At 69.5% G+C, this 17,308-nt stretch carries 11 protein-coding genes and 1 pseudogene; 7 read left to right on the top strand and 5 right to left on the bottom strand.

The genetic code is table 11. The features are described from left to right. Positions 1-66: 66 nt before the first annotated feature. The 4 genes from QUE79_RS08720 (at position 67) to QUE79_RS08705 (ending at position 7,191) form a co-directional block, all read left to right on the top strand. Positions 67-1,392 (top strand): LLM class flavin-dependent oxidoreductase, encoded by a 1,326-nt coding sequence (locus QUE79_RS08720; protein ID WP_350271670.1) that lies wholly within the window; start codon positions 67-69, stop codon positions 1,390-1,392. 342 nt (positions 1,393-1,734) lie between these two features. Beyond that, on the top strand, positions 1,735-2,622 hold the full coding sequence (locus QUE79_RS08715; RefSeq protein WP_286346317.1) for a hypothetical protein: 888 nt from the start codon (positions 1,735-1,737) through the stop codon (positions 2,620-2,622). Continuing rightward, positions 2,619-3,953 (top strand): LamG-like jellyroll fold domain-containing protein, encoded by a 1,335-nt coding sequence (locus QUE79_RS08710; RefSeq protein WP_286346316.1) that lies wholly within the window; start codon positions 2,619-2,621, stop codon positions 3,951-3,953. The genes QUE79_RS08715 and QUE79_RS08710 overlap by 4 nt, the downstream gene beginning before the upstream one ends. 217 nt (positions 3,954-4,170) lie before the next feature. Next, positions 4,171-7,191 carry a LamG-like jellyroll fold domain-containing protein gene (locus tag QUE79_RS08705; RefSeq protein ID WP_286346315.1) on the top strand — a complete coding sequence of 1,007 codons (3,021 nt, stop codon included), beginning with the start codon at positions 4,171-4,173 and terminating at the stop codon, positions 7,189-7,191. 290 nt (positions 7,192-7,481) lie between these two features. On the opposite strand, the gene QUE79_RS08700 is transcribed toward QUE79_RS08705, so the two are convergent. Genes QUE79_RS08700 through metG form a run of 4 tightly spaced genes read right to left on the bottom strand, consistent with a single transcriptional unit; the run spans position 7,482 to position 11,426 of the window. Further along, complete coding sequence (locus tag QUE79_RS08700) at positions 7,482-8,024, bottom strand: hypothetical protein (protein WP_286346314.1); 543 nt, start codon at positions 8,022-8,024, stop codon at positions 7,482-7,484. Positions 8,025-8,026: 2 nt separating this feature from the next. Then, positions 8,027-8,881, bottom strand: coding sequence for a 16S rRNA (adenine(1518)-N(6)/adenine(1519)-N(6))-dimethyltransferase RsmA (gene rsmA, locus QUE79_RS08695; RefSeq protein WP_286346313.1), 855 nt, complete (start codon positions 8,879-8,881; stop codon positions 8,027-8,029). Next, on the bottom strand, positions 8,881-9,789 hold the full coding sequence (locus tag QUE79_RS08690; RefSeq protein ID WP_286346677.1) for a TatD family hydrolase: 909 nt from the start codon (positions 9,787-9,789) through the stop codon (positions 8,881-8,883). The genes rsmA and QUE79_RS08690 overlap by 1 nt, the downstream gene beginning before the upstream one ends. A 59-nt stretch (positions 9,790-9,848) precedes the next feature. After that, on the bottom strand, positions 9,849-11,426 hold the full coding sequence (gene metG / locus QUE79_RS08685; RefSeq protein ID WP_286346312.1) for a methionine--tRNA ligase: 1,578 nt from the start codon (positions 11,424-11,426) through the stop codon (positions 9,849-9,851). A gap of 205 nt (positions 11,427-11,631) precedes the next feature. Between metG and QUE79_RS08680 the strand changes: the two genes are divergently transcribed. Then, positions 11,632-12,555, top strand: a complete 924-nt coding sequence (locus QUE79_RS08680; protein ID WP_286346311.1) for a type IV toxin-antitoxin system AbiEi family antitoxin domain-containing protein — start codon at positions 11,632-11,634, stop codon at positions 12,553-12,555. Between the two features lie 96 nt (positions 12,556-12,651). Here QUE79_RS08680 and rsmI read toward each other — a convergent pair. Next, positions 12,652-13,466: pseudogene (rsmI, locus tag QUE79_RS26130) on the bottom strand (16S rRNA (cytidine(1402)-2'-O)-methyltransferase). Positions 13,467-13,506: 40 nt separating this feature from the next. Between rsmI and QUE79_RS08670 the strand changes: the two are divergent. Together QUE79_RS08670 and QUE79_RS08665 are read left to right on the top strand one after the other, a co-directional pair. Then, the gene (locus QUE79_RS08670; RefSeq protein WP_286346310.1) at positions 13,507-15,177 is read left to right on the top strand and encodes a dolichyl-phosphate-mannose--protein mannosyltransferase; all 1,671 of its coding nucleotides are present in this window, start codon (positions 13,507-13,509) and stop codon (positions 15,175-15,177) included. Between the two features lie 65 nt (positions 15,178-15,242). After that, a complete protein-coding gene (locus QUE79_RS08665) occupies positions 15,243-17,300 on the top strand; it encodes a serine/threonine-protein kinase (RefSeq protein WP_286346309.1) in 2,058 nt (685 codons plus the stop codon). Positions 17,301-17,308 lie beyond the last annotated feature (8 nt).

Raw genomic sequence — 17,308 nt, 5'->3', positions numbered from 1 at the left:
ACCCTCCGTGCCGCGACCGTGTGTCGCCGGACTACGCCGGGGGCGCGGGGGCGACGCAGACGCGGCATGCTGGGGGATGGCACGGACGCAGCATTTCGGTTGGTTCTTCGGGCGAGGCTTCGGTCCGCAGGGGTGGCTGCGGCCGGATTGGCACTGGAACCTGCGCTGGGACCGACCCGACCTCTACCAGTCGTCCGTCAGAGAGCTCGAGCGCGCGGGGCTCGATCTCCTCATCATCGAGGACAGCCTGTCGCCCGGCCCCCGAGAGCAGCTCGACCTCCGCGTGCGCGGAGCTCTCGGCGCACCGAAGCTCGACCCGCTCCTCCTGACCCCGTACCTCTTCGCCGCGACCAGTCACATCGGGGTGGCACCGACCATCAACGCCGGCGTGTACCCCCGTACCTCGCCGCGCGGCAGTTCGCGACGCTGCAGCACCTCAGCAGCCACCGGGTCGGGCTCAACGTCGTCACCGATGTCAAGGGGAGCCGCCACTTCGGCATCCCCGAGCTCGCGCACGACGCCTCCTACGACCGCGCCGAGGAGTGGATGCAGGTCGTCCGGCAGCTCTGGCACAGCTGGGCCGACGGGGCGATCGTGGAAGACACCGAATCCTGGCGCTACGCCGACGGCTCGAAGCTCGACGCCTTCCAGCACCGCGGCGAGTACTTCGAACTCGACGGCCCGCTCAACGCGCCGCCCTTCGAGAACGGCGACGACCCGGTCATCGTCTCCCCCGGCGGCTCGGGTCGCGGCTTGGCGTTCGCCGGCCACAACTCCGACGTGCAGCTGGCCCTGGCGAAGCTCGACGTGGAGACCGTGATCGCGTACCGCGCGAAGATCCATGCGGCGGCGCAGGCGGAGGGCCGGGATCCTGCGGCCATCAAGATCCTCTTCGTCCTGACACCGGAGATCGTCGCGAGCCAGGACGAAGTCGACCGGGTCGTCCGGGCTTCGGCTCACCCCACCGACGCCGATCTGCACGAAGTCATCGAGCGGCAGTCGATCGTCACCGAGACCGACCTGACCGGGCTCGACCTCGACCGGCCTCTCGATCCTGCCGTCTTCGGCCAGCACGTCTCGAAGGGGAGCATCGGAGGACTCGTGGGCAACGCCGATCCGCAGACACCGCTCCGCGAGCTCTTCGTGGCGAAGTACCGCAAGGGCAGGATCGCCGACGGCACCGGATTCGTCGGGACGGTCACGCAGGTCGCCGACTTCATCGAGAAGCTGGGCGACGAGGCCTCGAACGACGGCTTCATCTTCAACGGCGACCTCCACCCGGCGACCGTGCACCGCCTGCTCGACGGTCTCGTCCCGGAGCTCAAGGTCCGGGGAATCCTGCGCTCCGAATTCGGCGGCGGCGGGCTCCGCGCCAACCTCTCCGATTTCTGACCCCTGCCCGCGGGACATTCACCCCCGTTCGAGGGTCGATGGTGCGGGAGAAAACGAAGTAGCCTCAGACCCAGGTGGTTCGCTTACCCGAGAGTGCCGCCACGCTTACCCGAGCACCCAGCACGGCTTACCCGAGCCCGCTGATCACTTGACGCCCCCTGCGTCACGTCTGCAATAGAGGCACCCCTTGGCTTCCCCCTGTCCCGAAACAGGAGACTGCCCGCAATCCTGACCGCCCTGACGTTCGTCGCGGGCAGTGTCCTGATCGCGGGTTCCGCTCACGCCGACTCCGCCCCCAGCAACCCCGCGAGTGCGGCGACCCCCACGACGGTCACGGCCGACGTGCTGCCGACACCCCAGATCGACGGAGTCGTCTGGTCCGAAGTCGTCGTCGGCAACACCGTCTTCGTCGGCGGTCAATTCTCCACCGCGAGGCCGTTCGGAGCTGCTCCGCGAACGCAGACCGTCAAGCGAACGTCGATGCTCGCGTTCGACATCCGCACCGGTGCCCTGAACACGAAGTTCGCTCCCGTCCTGAACGGGGCGGTCCAGACGATCGTGGCCTCGTCCGACGGAAAGCACCTCTACATCGGCGGATCGTTCACGAAGGTCGGCACCACCGCCAAGGGCCGCATCGCCGAGATCGACGCCGGAACGGGAGCCGTCGTCGCCGGCTTCAAGGCGTCCGCGAACAACACGGTCAAGACGCTCGCACGGGTCGGCTCGACGATCTACCTGGGCGGGGCGTTCACCTCGTCCACGGGCAAGAACCGCCAACAGCTCGCCGCCGTCTCCGCCACGACCGGTGCGCTTCTCGCCTGGGCACCCAGCGCGACCGGAGGCGTCGTCAACGCCCTCGTCGCCTCCCCCGACGCCACGAAGATCGTCGTCGGCGGCGCGTTCACGGCGCTGAACAAATCGACCAACCCCGGCTACGGACTCGGCGCCGTCGACGCGAGAACCGGGAAGAACCTGCCCTGGCACGTCAACTCCGTGGTCCGCAACGGCGGCACCAGCTCCGCCATCACGAGTCTCACGGCCACCTCGACCGGCCTGTACGGAACCGGCTACACCTTCGGTCGGGGAGGAAACCTCGAGGGGCCTTCCGCGCCGACTGGAAGGCCGGCGATCTCACCTGGGTCGAGGACTGCCACGGCGACACGTACGGCAGCGCCGTCGTCGGCAACGTCGTCTACATCGCCGGGCACGCTCACTTCTGCGGGAACGTGAACGGATTCCGCGAGACCTCGCCGACGACCCACCATCGGGCACTGGCCTTCTCGACCGCGGCCACCCAAAAGGTCGCGACGAACCGGACGTCCCCGTCGGGCTACGCCGACTTCGGCGGGAAGCCCGCCCCGTCGCTGCTCAACTGGTTCCCCGACTTCACTCCGGGTACCTACACGGGCAAGGGCCAGGCGGCGTGGACGGTCGCCGGCACGTCGCAGTACGTCGTCTTCGGCGGCGAGTTCACAGCCGTCGACGGAAAGGCGCAGCAGGGCCTCGTCCGCTTCGCGATCCCGACGGTCGCACCGCACCTGGTCGGCCCCGTCTCGAGCGGCGCCGGATTCGTCCCCTCCGTGACCTCGGTCGTCGCGGGCACGGCGAACGTCTCCTGGGTCGCAAACGCCGACCCCGACAACGCCACCCTGCGCTACGAGGTCTACCGGGACGGCAACCCGACCCCCGTCTACACGACGACCCAGGACTCGTCCGTCTGGTTCCGGCCACGGATCGGGTTCACCGACACCGGGCTCGTTCCGGGTCGCTCCTACGCCTACCGGGTCCGAGCCACGGATCCGTTCGGCAACACCGTCCGAGGCGACAACGTCTCCGTGACCGTCGCCTCGGCGAGCCCGACCGGGTACGCGGCCACCGTCCTGGCTCAGAACGCCTCGAACTTCTGGCGGTTCGGCCAGGCCTCGGGCACCGGCGTCGCAGACCTCGCGGGCACCACTCCTCAGGTGCTGGCCGGTCGTCCGACGGCGGGTCTCGCCGGGTCGAGCGTCGACGGCACCACCGCGACCGCCTTCTCCGCGACGGGTATGACCACCGCCGCGACCGCGACGCCGTCCTGGCCGTCGAAGACGACCACCACCGTCGCCGCCTGGTTCAAGGCGGCACCCGGTCGCGGCGGCACCGTGGTCGACTTCGGTAGCGCGGGCACGATGCTGTCCGACACGGTCGACCGTGATCTGACGGTCACCGCGAACGGCCTGCTGCAGTTCGGGATCCAATCCGCAGGATCACCGGTGGTCTCGACCAAGACCAGCGTCGCGGACGACACGTGGCACTTCGGCGTCGCCACGGTCACACCGACCGCCATGAGCCTCTACGTCGACGGAGCGCTCGTCGCCCAGCGCACCGGGTCGTTCACCCTGTCGACGTCGTGGGGCTACTGGAGGGTCGGAGGCGACACTCCCTGGCTCGGCGCGCACTACTTCACCGGCACGATCGATGACGTCTCGGTCTACCCGGCGGCACTCACCGCCGCGCAGGTAGCGGACCAGTGGGCTTCAGCGACGAACCCGATCGGCGGGTACCCGAGCCCGAGCACGTGAAAACGTCTTTCGCACAAGGGGTGCGGACGAGACGAATCACCCTCTACGATCCTGGCAACAGCACCGCTCACCCTGCACCACCGTTCACGACGGGCGCCCGTTCACCGGAAGCCCGTCACGACGAACGCGCCTCTGCCGCGTCCGGGGCCCGAAACCCGCCCGCTTCACCGTGGCACAGCAGCGTCCACGACTCGCCTGACAGGACAGGGGCACCCTCATGGGTCGAGGCATCCGCGGGGCATCCCGCAGACTCACCGCAGCACTCGCAACGACGGCCGTTCTCGTGGTCGGAACGTTGGCCCTCGCCGCCCCGGCGCACGCCGACTCGGCCCCCGTGGATCCCACCGATCCGAAGTCGCCGACCACCGTCACGAGCGACGTGCTGCCGGCGCCTCAGATCGACGGCGTCGTCTGGACGCAGACGATCTCGAACAACACCGTCTTCGCCGGTGGCGAGTTCACGACCGCTCGTCCCGCCGGCTCGGCCGCGGGCGTCAACACCGTCTCGCGCCCGAACCTGCTCTCGTACAACATCACGACGGGCACCCTCAACAGCGCCTTCGCCCCCTCGACCGACACCCAGGTCAAAGACGTCGTGGCCTCCGCCGACGGCTCGTCGCTCTACGTCGCCGGATCGTTCTCGAAGGTGGACGGCGTCACGCGCAATCGCATCGCGAAGATCAACGCGACGACGGGCGCCCTGGACACGACGTTCACCGCGACCACGAACTCGACCGTCAACGCCCTCGCTCTGGTCGGCAACACCCTCTACCTCGGCGGCGCGTTCTCGTCGGTCTCGGCGACCGTCGGCGGAACGGGCGTCTCCCGCGGTCAGCTCGCCGCTGTCAATGCGACAACGGGCGCGATCCTGCCCTGGAACCCCAAGGCCGTCGGCGGCAACGTCTCCTCCCTCGCCGTCTCGCCCGACAATACGAAGGTGGTCGTCGGCGGGGCCTTCACCACGCTCGACGGCTCGGGCAACCCCGGGTACGGTCTCGGCGCGGTCGACGCGACATCCGGGGCGCTCCTGCCATGGTCGATGAATGCCAGCAAGGTCCGCAACGGCGGTTCGATGGCGGGCATCACGAGCCTGACCCCCGACTCGACCGGCATCTACGGCTCCGGGTACGTCTTCGGCACCGGAGGAACCCTCGAGGGGACCTTCCGCGCCGACTGGAACGGAAACCTCGTCTGGATCGCCGACTGCCACGGAGACACCTACTCGACCGCCGTCACGTCGACGGCTCTCTACGTCGCCAGCCACGAGCACTACTGCGGAGACCTCCAGGGCTTCCAGCAGACCAATCCGAATCTCACCTTCCATCGGGCCACCGCGTTCAGCAAGGCGGCCACCCTGACCCTCACCGCCAATCCGTGGGGTCCGACCTACACGAACTTCGCCGGGACACCGGGGCCGTCGCTGCTCAACTGGAACCCGGTCCTCGCGGTGGGCACGTACACCGGCAAGACGCAGGCGGCCTGGAGCGTCGCCGCGAACGACAAGTACGTCGTCTACGGCGGGGAGTTCCCGACCGTCAACGGCATCGCCCAGCAGGGTCTCGTCCGCTTCGCCGTCTCGTCCATCGCCCCGAACAAAGACGGCCCGACCGTGACGGGCGCGCAGTTCGTGCCCAATCTCGTCTCCGTGAAGCCGGGCGTCGTCAAAGTGAGCTGGCTCGCCAACGCGGACCGCGACAACGGCACCCTCTCGTACGCGCTCTACCGCGACGGCTCCTCGACGCCGCTCTCCACGGTCGACGCGTACTCGACGACCTGGTCACGGCCCGAGATGAGCTTCACCGACACCGGACTCGCCGCCGGCTCGACGCACAGCTATCGCCTCCGAGCCACCGATCCGTTCGGGAACACCGTGCTCGGAAACGGAGTCAGCGTCACCGTGGCATCGCAGGCGCCGTCGGGGTACCTCGCGGAGGTTCTGAACGACTCCCCGAGCGACTTCTGGCGGCTGGACGAATCCAGCGGAACCGCCGTCCGCGACTTCACCGGTGACAACGACCTCGTCGCCGCGTCGGGCGTCTCTCGCGGCTCAGCCGGCGCCATCTCCGACGGCGACCGGGCTTCGACCTTCAACGGCACGACGAACGGCTTCGCCTCGACGCAGGCGCCGGTCGCGGGGCCGCAGACGTTCTCCGAAGAGGCCTGGTTCAAGACCACCTCGACCACCGGGGGCAAGATCGTCGGTTTCGGGAACGAGTCGACCGGCACGTCGCTCCAGTTCGACCGGCACCTCTATCTCTCGACCGACGGGAAGGTGAACTTCGGTGTCTCCTCGGGCGGCAACCAGATCCTGTCGAGCCCGACGGCGCTCAACAACGGCGCTTGGCACCAGGCGGTCGGCACCCTGAGCTCGGCCGGAATGAGGCTCTACGTCGATGGCAAACTCGTGGCGAACCGCGGAACGACCAGCGCGCAGAACATCCCGATCGGGTACTGGCGCGTCGGTGGAGACACGTCCTGGAGCGGCTCGGCCTGGTTCAGCGGTTCGATCGACGACGTCTCGATCTACCCGGCGGCCCTGTCGGCGTCTCAGGTGTCGGCGCACTACTCCGCGGCCACGGGAGGCACGGTCGTCACGCCTCCGCCGACGAACACCGCCCCGACCGCATCATTCACGCAGTCGACGTCGGGCCTGACCGCGTCGTTCGACGGCACCGCCTCGAGCGACTCGGACGGCACCGTCTCGTCGTACGCCTGGACCTTCGGCGACGGGTCGACGGCGACGGGATCCTCGCCGACGCACACGTACACGACGGCCGGCGCCTACCCGGTGTCGCTGACGGTGACGGACGACGACGGTGCGAAGGGCCAGACATCGCACTCCGTGACCGTCACGGCCGGAACGGGGACGAGTACGACGATCGCGTCCGACTCCTTCGGCCGCACCACGACGAGCGGCTGGGGCACGGCCGACGTCGGAGGCTCCTGGACGAGCGCTGGCAGCTCCGCCAACCTCGCCGTGAACGGAGGGGCGGGCAGGATCACGCTCACCGGCCCGACCGCACAGTCCGGCGCGACCCTCGCCTCGGTCTCCCAGACCGGAGTCGACCTCTCGCTGACGTTCGCCCTCACCCAGGCGGCATCGGGAGGGGTACCCAGGTGTCGCTCCTCGGCCGCAAGATCGGCTCGAGCGACTACCGCGCGACCGTCCAGCTCACGAACACCGGCACAGCGCTCGTCTCGCTGGTCGGCGCGGGCACGACGATCGGCTCCGCCGTGAAGATCGCAGGATCCGTGGGCCCGGGCACCAGCATCAGCACCCGACTGCAGGTGGTGGGCACCAACCCGACCACCCTGCGGGCGAAGGCGTGGCTGTCGAGCTCCGCCGAGCCGTCGGCCTGGATGGTGACCGGGACGAGCACGACGGCCGTGCTGCAGGCGCCAGGCTCGCTGGGGCTGCTGAGCTACGTGTCGGGTTCGGCCGCGGCCGGAGCCCAGAACCTGTCGATCCGCGCGGTGCGGGCCGTCACTCCGTGACTCTCCGCTCCCGCGGACGGTGCCGAACGGGAGTCAGACGTCGGCAGCGATCTGGACGACGGCCTTCTCGAGAGTCCGCCTGAGGCCGGCGACGAGCTCGGGCAACCGGATGCCCGACTGGACGAGAGACACCGAGCACCGGGTGCCGTCGGAGGTCGTCACTCGAGCGACGAGGAGATCGCCGCTCGGAAGGCGCCACGTCGCGGACGTGCGCTCCGGGAGTCGGTGGACCTCCTCGGGATCCTGCTTCGCCAGGGATGTGGCTCGTCCGATAGCGAGGTCGAGGACGTCCTGTTGCGCGCCACGGATGCTCCGGCTGGCCGACACGGTGAACGTGCCGTCGTCCTGTTCTCCGGGGAGCCGGATGCCGTGATCCTGCTGGTAGCGGACGGCGACGGCCTGAGCGCCCCACTCGGGCGCCTCGTAGACGTCGACGAGGAGGGCGACGATCTGATCGTGCGACAACCGGGTCGCGGCCTCGGCGTCGAGGAGCTCGAACCAGTCGCGTGCGCTGCGGCCCGTCCGGGCTGCGAGCTTCGCGTCGCTCAGACCACCGGAGCCTCCCGCGCGGGCCACGGCTAGGCCTCCCGGTCGGCCAACCGGACCCGGGCGATCGCCAGGAAGTCGTCGACCGTCAGCTCTTCGCCGCGCGCGGTGGGCGGCAGCCCGGCGCGCTCGATCGTGTCGGAGGCGAGCGCCGACGTGCCGAAGACGACGGAGAGCGACTGGCGCAGCATCTTGCGGCGCTGCTGGAAGGCGGCGTCGACGAGCTCGAAGGTGGCGTCGCGCTCGGCCACGGTGCCCTTGGGCTCGCGGCGATCGTAGGCGACCAGGATGCTGTCGACGTTGGGCACCGGCCAGAACACCTGCCGGGAGACCTGACCGGCGGTCGACCAGATGCCGTACCAGGCAGCCTTGATGCTGGGCGAGCCGTAGACCTTCGACCCGGGTGCGGCAGCCAGCCGGAGGCCGACCTCGGCCTGCACCATGACAAGGCCGCGGGTCAGCGACGGGAAGTGCTCGAGGAAGTGCAGCAGGACCGGCACGGAGATGTTGTAGGGCAGATTCGCCACGAGATGGGTCGGGTCGACCGGCAGCTCGGTGACCTTCATCGCATCGGCGACGACGACGGTGAGATCGGCGTCGGGCTGCAGGAGCCGGACGGTCTCCGGCAGTTGCTCCGCGAGTCGCTTGTCGATCTCGACGGCCGTGACCGTGGCTCCGGTCTCGAGGAGGCCGAGGGTCAGGGAGCCGAGGCCGGGGCCGATCTCGACCACCGACGTGCCCGGCGCGACCTTCGCGGTGGCGACGATCCTGCGCACCGTGTTGCCGTCGTGGACGAAGTTCTGACCCAGCTTCTTGGTCGGCTGGATGCCGAGGAGATCGGCGAGATCACGGATCTCGGCGGGCCCGAGAAGGCTCGACGAGGCCATCAGGCGTCGACCGTGATGGGTTCGGATTCCCAGGTGCCGTAGACGAGTTCGGTGTTCGAGGTGATCTGCGCGGCCAGCATCGACGGGTCGGTTCCCATCGTCTCGGCCATCGACCGCAGGGTGTGCGGAATGAGGTAGGGCGCGTTCGGCCGGCCGCGGAACGGCGTCGGCGTGAGGAACGGCGCGTCGGTCTCGACCAGGATCAGGTGCCTCGGCGCAGCCACGAGCGCGTCGCGCAGCCGCTGAGCGTTCTTGAACGTGACGGTGCCCGCGAAAGACAGGTACCAGCCGTTCTCGGCGCAGATCGCACCGAGCTCAGGACCTCCGGAGAAGCAGTGGAAGACGGTGCGCTCGGGCGCGCCGACGCGCTTCAGGGTCGCCACGACGTCGTCGTGCGCGTCGCGGTCGTGGATCTGCAGGGCGAGGCCGTGTTTCTTCGCGATCTCGATGTGCGCCTCGAACGACTCGATCTGGACGGCGCGGACCTCGTCGGCCGTCTCGGGGTGCTGCGAGAGGCGGCTCCAGTCGAGACCCGTCTCGCCGACGGCACGGACGCGGGGGCGCCCGGCCAGCTCGTCGATCTCGGTGAGTGCCTCGGCCAGCCGTCCCTCGGCGGCGTAGCGCGGAGCCTCGTTGGGATGGAGGGCCACGGCCGCCAGGACACGCGGCTCACGCGCGGCGATCTCGGCCGACCAGCGGGACGTCTCGAGGTCGTTGCCGACCTGCACGACGCCGCGGATGCCGACACTGGACGCACGGTCGAGGTGCTCGCGGTAGTCGAGCCCCTCGCCGTCCTGGATCTCGAGGTGCGTGTGGTTGTCGAACACCGGGACCGTCAGCGCCTGCGGCAGCGGCGGGTAGCTCAGGTCGCGCTTCTGCCCGCCGGACTCGGCGCTGCGTGTGCGCAGGTGTGCGGGGCCCGCGTCAGCGGCGTCAGCGGCCCCGGCACCGTCGCCGGTCGTGTCGGTCACGCTGTCGCGGGCTCAGGCTGCTCGATGCGGGGGAACAGCGTCGACGGCAGGGGAACGACATTCGGCGCCGACGACCACTCCGCCGCGCGGTCGATGTTCTGGCTGGTCAGCTCGCCCTGGCCGATCGACTCCCACAGCTTGTGCGCGGCGTCGGGGATGAACGGGCTGAGCAGGACCGTCAGCGTGCCGAGACCGCGGAGGGCGGTGCTCAGCACGGTCCCCAGGCGAGCGCGCTGCGCCTCGTCTTTCGCGAGGACCCACGGCTGCTGCTCGGTGATGTAGCCGTTGAGGGCGTCGACCAGCTGCCAGATGCTCGAGACCGACTCGTGGATGGCGAATCGCTCGATGGCCGCGTCGGCCTCGGCGGTGACGCGCAGCTCGGTCTCGCGGATGGCCAGGTCGTCGTCGTTCAGGTCGCCCGCCACGGGCACGACCCCGTCGAAGTAGCGCGTGATCATGGCGATGATTCGCGACGCCAGGTTGCCGAACCCGTTGGCGAGCTCGGCCTGGTATCTCGCCGAGATGTCTTCCCACGAGAAGTTGCCGTCTTGGCCGAAGGTGATGGCGCGCATGAAGTAGTACCGGAAGGCGTCCACGCCGAAGGTGTCGGTGATCTGCTGCGGCGCGATGCCGGTGAGCTTCGACTTCGACATCTTCTCGCCGCCGACGAGCAACCAGCCGTGGCCGAACACGTGCTTCGGCACAGGCAGCCCGGCAGCCATGAGCATGGCCGGCCAGATGACGGCGTGGAACCGCGCGATGTCCTTGCCGACGATGTGAACGGCCGGCCAGCGCCGCTCGAACTCGTCGAGCTCGTCGGGCTCGCCGTAGCCGACTGCGGTCGCGTAGTTGAGGAGCGCGTCGAACCAGACGTAGACGACGTGCGCGTCGTCCCACGGCACCTTGATGCCCCAGTCGAACGACGCCCGCGAGATGGACAGGTCGCGCAGCCCCTGCTTCACGAACGACACGATCTCGTTGCGCACGCTCTCGGGCTGGATGAAGTCGACCTGCGACTCGTAGAGGTCGAGCAGCGGCTTCTCGAAGTCGCTCATGCGGAAGAAGTAGTTGCTCTCTTTCAGGAGCTCGACCGGCTTCGAGTGGATGGCGCAGACGAACTCGCCCTCGTACGGCCCGGTGCCCTCGACCAGGTCGGACTGCTGCTTGTACTCCTCACAGCCGACGCAGTAATAGCCCTCGAACTCGCCCTGGTAGATGAAGCCGTCGTCGTACAGCTTCTGCAGGAACCGCTGGACGCCCGTCTCGTGCCTGGCGTCGGTGGTGCGGATGAAATCGTCGTTGCTGATGTTGACGGTCTCGAGCAACGGCTTCCAGGACTCTTCGACGAGCTTGTCGGCCCACTCCTTCGGCGACACGTCGTGGCTGGTCGCGGTGCGGAGGATCTTCTGGCCGTGCTCGTCGGTGCCGGTGAGCAGCCACGTGTCGTCGCCGCGCTGCCGATGCCAGCGCGCGAGCACGTCGGCAGCGACCTCGGTGTAGGCGTGGCCGATGTGAGGCACATCGTTGACGTAGAAGATGGGCGTGGTGATGTAAAAGGAATCGCCGGCGGGCATGTCGTCCATCCTAAAGCGAGCGGGACCCCGTGTGACGCGCGTGACGGCGCGGGCGGGCTCCCGTCGGCGCGGGCGGGTCGGCGGTGGCCCGCCGCCGCCTACCCGCAGGACCGAGTGTTCTCCACGGGCCGGCACCCCGAGTCGAACATCCACAGGTCGCGTCGAGACGGCGCGGACGATCGCGCGTGAGCGGGACGATCCTGCCATGGGCTCTTCTTCGGATTTCATTCCCCTTCTCGCACGCACCAGCTCCGATCTGGACGCTTCCGGCGTCGACCGGCGGCAGCAGTCGCGGCTCGTCGAGCGCGGAACTCTTCATCGAGTCCGACACGGCGTCTACGTTCCGGCGGACCGCTGGCGAGAGATCAGCGCTCGACAACGTTTCGTCGAATTCGCGCGGGCTGCAGCCCTGAATCGTCCGACGCCGCTCGTCTTCAGTCACGTCACGGCGGCGATCCTCCTGGGCTTGCCGCTCGTGGGGCCGCTGCCTCGTCGGCTCGATGTGCTCACGGTCGGAGCCTCGGGCAGACGATCCGAACGAGACATCGTGGCGCACAGGTCGAGCGACTCGTGCGAGACGACGCAGGTCGCCGGACTCAACGTCACCGACCTGGAGCGCACGCTCGTCGACGTGTCGGCAACCGAACCGCTGGGTCGTTCGCTGCCGATGATCGACCACGCTCTTCACGACTCTCGAACCGAGAAGGGGAGGCTGCAGCGTCACCTCGCCGCTCGAAGCTCCCTTCGCGCTCGCGCCAGAGCGGCCAGAGCTCTGGACCTCGGCGATGGTCGCGCGGACAATGCCGGCGAATCGTTCAGCCGCGCGACGATCATCGACGGCGGATTTGCGAGACCCGAGCTGCAGCGGCGTTTCGCCCTCCCCGGCGGGCGAACGGCCATCGTCGACTTCTACTGGCCGTCCAGCGACCTCATCGGGGAGTTCGACGGACGCCTCAAGTACGGTCGCGCGGACGGCACCCCCGACGCCGATGCCCTCTGGGCAGAGAAGAAGCGCGAAGACGCCCTCCGGAACGACGGACATCGCCTCATCCGCTGGACCTGGGACGACGCCTGGGCGGGGGACCCGCTGCTGCGCCGTCTTGCGAACGCCGCAGCTCCTCGTGCGTAGTTCGCGGGGTGGGTTGGCGGGTTCCTGCGGCAGTGGGCGGGTGCGCGCGCACGCGCCGACTGCCGCAGGAACCCGCCGACACGAAGCAGAGCCGCGCTACCGCGCAGCGAGCGCGCCCTGGTACAGGTCGCGCTTCGACAGTCCGGTGGCCGACGACACCTCGGCGGCGGCGTCCTTCAGGCGGTCGCCGGCCTCGACAGCGGCGAGCACCAGGGCCACGCCCTGCGCGAGGTCGACCTCGCGCTCGGGAGCGCCCTCGATCACGAGGCAGATCTCGCCGCGCGCACCCTCGACAGCCCACTCGGCGAGCGAGGCGGCGGTGCCTCGGCGGACCTCCTCGTGGAGCTTGGTGAGTTCGCGGCAGACGACCACGCGGCGATCCTGCCCGAGCGCATGGGCGACGTCGGTGAGCGACTCGGCCAGCCGGTGGGGCGACTCGAAGAAGACCATGGTGCGACGCTCCGCGTCGAGGAGCGCAGGATCTTTTGTCGGTCGCCCTGCTTCCGCGGCAGAAAGCCCTCGAAGGTGAAGCGGTCGGTCGGCAGCCCCGAGACGGCGAGAGCCATGAGCACCGCCGAGGGCCCGGGCAGGGCTGTGACGGTGACACCGGCCGCCGCCGCCGCTTCGACGAGCGGGAACCCGGGGTCGCTGATCGCCGGCATGCCGGCGTCGGTGAGCACCAGGACGTCGGCGGAGCGGCCGAGCTCGACGACCTCAGCCGCTTTGTCGCGTTCGTTGTGCTCGTGCAGGGCGATGAGCCGAGGGCGGTTCTCGATGCCGAGGGCGCGCATCAGGTGGATCGCGGTTCTGGTGTCTTCGGCGGCGATCACCTCGGTGTTCGTCAGGGCTTCGATCAGGCGCGCGGAGGCGTCGCCGAGGTTGCCGATGGGCGTGGCAGCGAGAACGATCACGCTGCCCATTGTCCCTGCCTTCGCCCTCTACGATGGCCGAATGACCCTGCGGCCCGGTGACGACTTCGACCAGTTGGTCGAAGACGTACCGAGCATCGAGCGGCCGGCGGGGCAGCAGCCCCAGCACGCGGCGCCCTCCGCAGAGGCGAAGCTCACCCGCGTGGACGCCTGGTGGGGCCGGCTGCTGTCGACTCCGGCGAGGCAGCGGGTGTGGACGTGGGGCGGCCCGGCGTTCGTCACGCTGGTGGCCGCGATCCTGCGCCTCTGGCATCTCGGGCACCCCGACTCGCTGGTCTTCGACGAGACCTACTACGTCAAAGACGCGTGGACGCTGCACAACCTCGGCTACGAGGGCACCTGGCCGAACGACGTCGACGGCAAGTTCGCGGCCGGCCAGACGAACCTCTTCACGAGCGCCCCGGAGTTCATCGCCCACCCACCGCTGGGCAAGTGGCTCATCTCGCTCGGCATGTGGGCGCTCGGCCCGAGCAATCCGGCCGGCTGGCGGCTCAGCACCGCGATCGCCGGGATCCTCGCGGTCCTGCTGGTCACCCTGATTGCCAGGAGTCTGCTCAAGTCGACTTTCCTCGGCGTGCTCGCCGGGTTCTTCATGGCCGTCGACGGTCAAGCCATCGTGATGTCGCGGGTGTCTCTCCTCGACAACTTCGTGATGTTCTTCGCCCTGCTGGCGTTCGGCGCGATCCTGCTCGACCGCACCTGGACGCAGAAGAGACTCGACGCCTGGGTCGTGAAGATGGACAATCGCGGGCGCGACCTCGCCTGGGGGCCGGCCGTCTGGAATCGCCCCTGGCTGATCGTGGCGGGGCTCCTGCTCGGCGCCGCCACGGGAGTGAAGTGGAACGGCCTCTATTTCCTGGCGATCTTCGCCGTCTACACGGTCCTGGTCGACATGGCTGCGCGCCGGCGCGTGGGCGTGGAGTTCTGGGGCACCGGAACGATCTTCAAACAGGGTCCGGTGACGTTCCTGCTCATGGTGCCGATCGCCCTGGCGACCTACGTCGCGACCTGGACGGGCTGGTTCGTCACGAAGGGCGGCTACTACCGCGAGTGGGTCACCTCGGCGCCCGGCCTCCACTGGACGGGAGCCCTCTCGTGGGTACCGGACGTCGTGCAGAACTTCTGGCACTACCAGGCGGGGATCTACGCCTTCAACGTCGGGCTGTCGACGCCTCACCCGTATCAGGCCAACCCGCTGCTGTGGCTGGTCATGCAGCGTCCGACGAGCATGTACTACCTCGGCCTGTCGGCGGGGCAGGAGGGCTGCACCACCGACCGGTGCGGGCAGGCGATCACCGGTATCGCGAACCCGCTGATCTGGTACGCGGCAGTCATCGCCTGCGTGTATCTGCTGTACCGGCTGGCCCGGTTCCGCGAATGGCAGTCGGGCGCCATCCTGATCGGGGTCGCCGCGGGCTACCTGCCGTGGCTGATGTACCTCGATCGCACGGTGTTCCAGTTCTACACGATCGCCTTCGAGCCCTACCTGCTGATCGGTCTCGCGGCCGCCCTCGGTCACGTGCTCGGGAGACGCACCGACGACGAGACGAGACGCCTGAGCGGCATCCGCGTCGTCGGCATCATCGTCATCTTCTCGGTCGTGCTCTCGGTCTTCTTCTACCCGATGTGGACGGCAACGCAGGAGAACTGGTCATTCATCAACCTCCATTACTGGGTCCCCAGCTGGAAGTGATCGCCCCCGTACGATGGTGAGGTGGGGCCTGCCGTCGCAGGCTGGGGTGCAAGGACGGGGAGAACGTGGCACAGTCGCGATCGAGTGGGGAAGCACTCGGCGCTTCCTACCGGCTCGTCGAACGGATCGGGTCGGGTGCGGTCGGCGAGGTGTGGCGCGTCGAGGTGGCCGCGACGGGCGAAGATCTGGCCGCGAAGCTGCTGCGGCCCGAGCACGCCGAAGATCCGGCCATCGTCGAGCGCTTCGTCCGCGAGCGCTCCGTGCTCGTGGCGCTCCAGCACCCGAGCATCGTCCGCGTGCGCGACCTCATCGTCGAGGGCTCCCAGCTCGCCATCGTCATGGACCTCGTCACGGGCGGATCCGGCCGCGACCTCCTCGCCGCGAACGGGACGCTGGCCGCGCGCGACGCCCTGCTCCTCACCGCTGAGACGCTCGACGCTCTCGCGGCCGCGCACGCGCGTGGCGTCGTGCACCGCGACGTCAAACCCGACAACGTCCTCCTCGACGGCGTCTGGCGGCCGGGGCGCACCGGCGCGGTGCGCGTGACCGACTTCGGGATCGCCTCGGTGCTGGCCGAGCGCGACCGCAAGACGACCGGGCTCCTTGGCACACCGCAGTACATGGCGCCGGAGTCCATCAGCAACGGCCGCTCCGGTGCTCCGGCAGACGTCTACGGGGCCGGTGTCCTGCTGTACGAACTGCTCTCCGGACGCACCCCGTTCGCCGGCCCGGGCACCGACTTCACGGTCGCGTACCGGCACGTGACGTCTCTGCCGCCGGTGCTCGACGTGCCCGCGAAGCTCTGGTCGGCGCTCGAGACTCTGCTCGCGAAAGATCCTGCTGCACGCCCGTCGGCCGCCGAAGCGGCCGCGCTTCTGCGCCGCCTGAGCGAGTCGCTTCCTGCTCTCCCTCCCCTCGCGCCGGGCGACGCGCCGGTCGACTTCGCCGAGGTCGAACGCCCCGCGACGGTCGTTCGCGGCTCGTCGGCCGCTTCGAGCTCTGCGACGGCCGACACGGTGAGCGACGCTGCAGCGCCGTCCGCCGGCACCGCGGGCGGTTCCGTCGTCGGCGAGGCCGGGCGCGAACCCGAACCAGAACTGGGTCAGGCAGGATCCGCGACGGTCATCCGGCCGCTCGTCCGCCCGCGAGACACGCCCGAGACAGCGGCACCGGAGCAGCCGGCCCACGGCCGTTTCCCGCGACCCGACTGGCTGACGAACCGGGCGCTCGCCTTCGGAGCCCTCGGCATCGTGCTGGTGGCCGTCGTCGTCGTGGGCGCCGTGCTCTGGCTGCCATCGGCCCTTCGCCACTCCCCGACCCCGCAGGCGAGCGCGGCCAGCGCGACGGCGTTCCAGCAGGATCGCCCGCTCCCGACCGGTCTCTCGGTGACCCGCCAGGCCCGCTACGACCGCGACGTGGGCGAGGTCACGCTCACCCTCACCTATTCGGCGCAGGCATCCGCCCTCTCGGGGTCTCTGCTCGAGGTCGTCCCCGGGATCGGATCCGGCTCCGGTTGTCCGGCCGTCGCCTGGTCCGACGACTCGGTAACGGCACAGCCGAACCAGCCGTCCGTCACCGGCCTCGACGTGCAGTGCGGCTGGAACCTCTCCGGCGCCACCGTTCCCGCCGGTGGTCAGATCACGGTCACGGGCCGGGTGCCGGTGAAGTCTTCCTCGCTGGCGTCCGGCACCCAGTCCGCCCTCGACGCCTGGCTCCAGCGCGAGGCCGCCGCCACCGGCAAGGCCGTCGGCGACGATGGCGTGAGCGGCACCGCCTATCCCGTCCAACGCCTTCAGGGCGTGCAGGTCGAGACTCCGGCGCGCGCCGTGAGCCAGACCACCCTTCCGGTGACCCTGGTACCGGTGTGGCCGAGCGGGCCGGACGACCTGGATCCCCTCTACCGCAGCCCCAGCACCGGGTCGCCGTCGCAGATGCTCGTCGACGTCGCCGGCGGCGAGAAGGGCGTGCGCTTCTCCGACGGCTGCTCCGGTGCTCTGGCCGTGTCGTCCGACGGCCTCGTCGTGACGGCCCTCTCGGTGGCGCCCACCTGCACGGTGCGAGCCGTCGTCGGCAACTTCGCCAACCTCGAGAGCGAGCAGTTCGGCATCACGACGCGCGACTGAGCGGTGAA

This window comes from Frondihabitans sucicola, assembly GCF_030296615.1.
GTDB lineage: Bacteria > Actinomycetota > Actinomycetes > Actinomycetales > Microbacteriaceae > Frondihabitans > Frondihabitans sucicola.
Note: the sequence above shows the minus strand (reverse complement) of the source record. Positions and strands in the feature narration are given on the sequence as shown.

Excerpts from the sequence above, each read along its gene's own strand:
- metG (WP_286346312.1), bottom strand. The coding sequence starts at position 11,426 with ATGCCCGCCGGCGATTCCTTTTACATCACCACGCCCATCTTCTACGTC.
- QUE79_RS08680 (WP_286346311.1), top strand. The coding sequence starts at position 11,632 with ATGGGCTCTTCTTCGGATTTCATTCCCCTTCTCGCACGCACCAGCTCC.
- QUE79_RS08670 (WP_286346310.1), top strand. The coding sequence starts at position 13,507 with ATGACCCTGCGGCCCGGTGACGACTTCGACCAGTTGGTCGAAGACGTA.
- QUE79_RS08705 (WP_286346315.1), top strand. The coding sequence starts at position 4,171 with ATGGGTCGAGGCATCCGCGGGGCATCCCGCAGACTCACCGCAGCACTC.
- QUE79_RS08720 (WP_350271670.1), top strand. The coding sequence starts at position 67 with ATGCTGGGGGATGGCACGGACGCAGCATTTCGGTTGGTTCTTCGGGCG.
- rsmA (WP_286346313.1), bottom strand. The coding sequence starts at position 8,881 with ATGGCCTCGTCGAGCCTTCTCGGGCCCGCCGAGATCCGTGATCTCGCC.